3 protein-coding genes are annotated in these 4,388 nt (G+C 26.5%); all 3 read right to left on the reverse strand.

Annotation, left to right across the window (positions count from 1 at the left end; all coding sequences use genetic code 11):
• Window positions 1–436: 436 nt before the first annotated feature.
• The 3 genes from Q0T35_RS10990 to Q0T35_RS11000 are packed head-to-tail and all read right to left on the reverse strand — an operon-like array spanning window position 437 to window position 4,100.
• Window positions 437–2,506: a DUF3732 domain-containing protein gene (locus Q0T35_RS10990; protein ID WP_295843117.1), complete on the reverse strand. Its 2,070-nt coding sequence runs from the start codon at window positions 2,504–2,506 to the stop codon at window positions 437–439.
• The gene (locus tag Q0T35_RS10995) at window positions 2,503–2,967 is read right to left on the reverse strand and encodes a three component ABC system middle component (RefSeq protein WP_295843118.1); all 465 of its coding nucleotides are present in this window, start codon (window positions 2,965–2,967) and stop codon (window positions 2,503–2,505) included. Before Q0T35_RS10995 ends, Q0T35_RS10990 begins: the two co-directional genes overlap by 4 nt.
• On the reverse strand, window positions 2,964–4,100 hold the full coding sequence (locus Q0T35_RS11000) for a hypothetical protein (protein ID WP_295843120.1): 1,137 nt from the start codon (window positions 4,098–4,100) through the stop codon (window positions 2,964–2,966). Before Q0T35_RS11000 ends, Q0T35_RS10995 begins: the two co-directional genes overlap by 4 nt.
• Window positions 4,101–4,388 lie beyond the last annotated feature (288 nt).

The following is a 4,388-nucleotide window of genomic DNA, read 5'->3' on the forward strand; positions in this document are numbered from 1 at the left end:
TCCTCATCTATTAATGATAACTAAGGAATGCATTTTTTATGCCAAAAATTATAAATCAAAAGCTATTAAGTAAAATTACAGTGACATATCAATATTGATTCATAACCAAAGACGTGAAATCTATCTTTAAAGGCTATAAATATTAATTAGCTTAGCTAAAAACAGCTCAATAACACAGGAGATTATTAAAAAAATTACAATGAAATGATATAGATTTCTGAATAATTTTTACAAGTGTGGAGTTTAAAAAGGAAATAGGAAAAACTTAGACGTAAAACTTTATAGAAAGAATAATAAAATCTATCTGATTTTTTGAGGTATAGAACAGATCAATAAAAAATTGATAGATTTAAGAGCTAAAATAAAGATATAAAAATATTTAAAGTAAAAGAATAATGAGAGCTAAGAATATATTAGCTCTCATTTTAATATAAATCTATTTTTTTAATTTAATGAAACCTTCACCTGTATTTCTCCAACGAGCTCTAACATAACTATTAAAATCATATAGTTGATTTTGTGATTTTTGCTCTTGTTCATTTGTTTTTTGTTTGTTTTTATCATTATCTTGTAAAATATCTAAATTATCCACATGATCTGTAACGATAAGTTGAGTAAGAATATCACCGTTTTCGTCTTTATGATTCTGACAAAATTCAATAAATTCTTTAAACATTTTTTTTACAGATGATAAATCATCATCTATTTTGGTTAATTCTGTTTTAAATACCGAGTTTTCAGGTTTAAATTCTTCAGCATTATCATCATGAAAATTAGGAAAATATACTTGGGTTGGTTGATCTAAAAACAAAATTGGAGGGATTTTACATTTTTTATGAGTTGCAAATAGTGAATGTAAAGATAAAAACAAAGATAAATGTGAATAAAGCCAGTTAGCTCCGCTTCCCATAGCTCGTAGATATGTGTTAGTACTTCTTTCTTGATCTCTGTGGAATAGGTCAAAATTTTTCAATAAGAAGTTTAAGTTAATAGGACGATATGATTCTTCAAAATCAAATTTTTTGCCTATCTGGTTCATCATTTTGTTAATTTCAAACTCTAATTTTTCTAAATTTCTTTCTATACTATACCTTTTGTTAATTTCTTTTTGTATTTTCTCTTCTTCTGACTTAAGGTCATGTAATTTTTTTATTAAATTTGTTCTTTTTTTTGTTTCTATTTCTTCTAAAATAATCTCAAATCGTAATTGATATTTTTCTGCTAATTGCGAAATGGATGTTTTGTTTTGTAAATCCTCTGTCTCTTTAGCTAATTTTATTAAATTAGTTTCAATTTCCTGAATTTCTTTATTTTTCTCTTCTATTTCATTTTTTACCGAATTCAGCTCTTCTTTAAGTGGTTCAGCCAAGTAAGGCGTGGCTTGTAACTCTTCATTTAACCAGTTTATAGCATCGGTTAAATCATGTGCCTCGGAAATCATAGGATTTATTTCAGATTGACAAAATGGACATTGACATGTTTTTATATCTGTATCTTGAATAAGATTTATTGATGATAAATTTTCATTAAAATCTGATATATGATTAATTGAAGATTCGATAGTACTTTTTTTATTTAAAAGAATTCTTTTTTCTGCGATATATTGACTAAGTAATCTATCTAGCTCTTTTTTTCTAATTTCATAATTAGTGTTAGTTGAATCTATTTTAATAACATTTTGTTTTAACAATTGTAATGCTTTTTCTGGTTTGTTATAGATCTCATCTATTTCTATATTTAGTAATTTATTCCCTGTGAGTGAATAATAATCATCCCGTATTATTCTTAATTTTGCTTTTATACTGCTTTCATTATTAACTTCTCTTTTTATGCTTCTTTCTACTGATTTTATTTCTTCAACAAGCTGATTTTGCATCTGCTTTGTATAAAAATAGTCTTGATCAACAATACCCATGAAAATTTTAAAATGTTCTATAGCCTGTTCTCTTTTTTCCTTTTCTTCAAAACGATAAAAAATTGCATGTTTATTGGCGATCAAATTTTGATGTTGTAGACAAAATGAAGTAAAACTACGAATTGAAGGAGTAGGATTTCTTCTCCCGGACCATTTAATTTTTGACGCATCTTCATCTATACTTGAAAAATCAATATCAAAGTGTCTATTTAATTTATTTTTAAAATCTCTTAAGGGATAGATAAAATTATCATCAAAAAAATTAAATTTGCCTTTAGTTAATGATTCTATTTCTTCTAAGTTAGTCAATTCTTTAATAAACCCTTTTTGGGGTTCGATAGGATCTCTAGCTAAAACTAACGTATACTTAGAAAACTGTAATGTAATATAGTACAATTTGGCATAATCTCTAATAATTCCTTCTGGAACAGTATAATCACTACTACCAAAGCAATAATCAAAAATTTCCATTAAAGCAGTTTTGCCTGTTGAGGAGCTACCTGTAATGATATTTAATCCAGAAGTTAATTCCACGAAATGACAATTTTCATCTTTATCTAATACCGCTATAAGTTTTATATAACATTTCATAATCTGACTATTCCAAGTTGTCTGTATATATTAGGTATATCTTGAGATTTAAATATTTTTGAAGCTAAATTTTGAGCTGACTTTATTTCTGATTTAAGTTTAGATGGCATTAAATCCTTTTGGTCGTATTTTATCGATAAATCATCATATAATTTTAAAAATTGTTTACCAAGCATATCATTCATAATCCGATTTGTTACTGTTTTAAATTCATTTATTCTTTGATGTAAACCAATAATGCAATCTTTTTTTTGGCAAAAAGTCCTTAAATTACTTGTTTTACGGGCTTTGGATAGGAATTCTTGAGATGATGGATATAAAACTAACGGTAAAACTAAATAACTAAGTAAAATATTTTTCGGACTGCAAGGTAATTCGTTATAAAACGCTCCAAGTATAGGAGACAAGATAATTGGACTGCGTGTTAAAGTGATATAGTGCTGTATTCTATCTTTTGTCATCTTTTAAGTCTCCAGTGAATATTATCATTTTCATCAGCTAAAATATGATAAACACCATTTCTGAATTCAAATGGCGTATAATCGTATTGAGAAAATGGCAAAGGTGTTTCACCCATTAAGAAATTATAGAAAAGCTGTGAAGAAGTAATTTCATCATGATGAACATTTAATTTTAGTTCTAAACATTTTTCTCTATACCTTGTATTATGTGTTCTTTTAAGTTGATTTTTATATTCATAATAATTTTCACAGGATTTAATATATTTTCTTATTTCGTTAAAAATAAGTGTGTTAGCAAATACATAATCATTAATTGCCTCTGTAAGAATTTCTTGATAAGAAATTTCATTGATTTTTTTTACAAATAATTTCTCGTGATATGTTTCATACTCTAAATTTTCGTCGATTTTTATTTGGGGAAATTTATGTTTTCCATTGTGATATAAAGTGGTTAACTTTTGAACTTCTTCTGTAAATTTGCTTTCTTCTATTTCCCAGCCTGTCTTTGGCGACATTAAATAGCCGATTAAACCGGAAATAAAATTTTCTTGATTTTCTGATGGTATTTGCCTTGCATATTTATTAATAATTTCATCCCATTTATCTTCAAAATTAGGTTGATTCGAAGCTATTACTATTTTGGGAATAATTTCTTTAAGTTTTTTAGCATAATTATAAAAAATCTCTCTTTGAATGATTAATACTTCACTTGGTTTATAATTTTGATTTTTAACTTGTTTTATTGTAAATCTATTTTCAGAATCTCTCCATATTCCTTCCAAATTAGAGAATCGTTCCTTATCATTTAAAGATGCCCATTGTTCAAATATACTTTTGGAACCTATCGTTTGAGTCGTACTTAATAAAAGTGATTGATAAAATTCATGATTAAAAGATGGATCTAACCAATTTTTTATAGTATTCCAGAAAGCTTTATCATTATTGGTTAGTGGCTGCTGTAGTTTTTTTACCTCTATTTGTAAACCTTGAGATGTTGTTACATCACCATACTTTTCTATCCACATTTTTCCTTGTGGTTTTAAGGAATAAGCTTCTTCTAAAGCAATGAGCATTTGGTATGGAATAGCTTTTGTGGAATCAATTGCAGAATTACGAACTATATTTTTTGTCATTATAATTAACTCTTCTTATAGCCATACAATAGTTTTCTGTTCAAAATTTTAACACAGCACTTTAATATGGAAAACCATATAACTTAAAATAACTATATAATTTAATAATGTAGTTTTATAAAGATTTTTTTAGCCTAAGGTTTATTATATTTATGCTTGGATGATTCCATAATTAAAATATCGGAAGTATGGATAGGCTACACTAATTCGTACAACTTTTTTAAGGGATAAGTTAAACTACTCTAAAAAAGGAAATTACGATGAAAATAAAACGACGAGAAAGACGAA

This window comes from uncultured Apibacter sp. (genome assembly GCF_946479295.1).
Taxonomy (GTDB): Bacteria; Bacteroidota; Bacteroidia; order Flavobacteriales; family Weeksellaceae; genus Apibacter.

What these genes read in the sequence shown, in the direction of transcription:
- Q0T35_RS10995 (WP_295843118.1), bottom strand. Translation starts at nt 2,967, where the DNA reads ATGACAAAAGATAGAATACAGCACTATATCACTTTAACACGCAGTCCA.
- Q0T35_RS10990 (WP_295843117.1), bottom strand. Translation starts at nt 2,506, where the DNA reads ATGAAATGTTATATAAAACTTATAGCGGTATTAGATAAAGATGAAAAT.
- Q0T35_RS11000 (WP_295843120.1), bottom strand. Translation starts at nt 4,100, where the DNA reads ATGACAAAAAATATAGTTCGTAATTCTGCAATTGATTCCACAAAAGCT.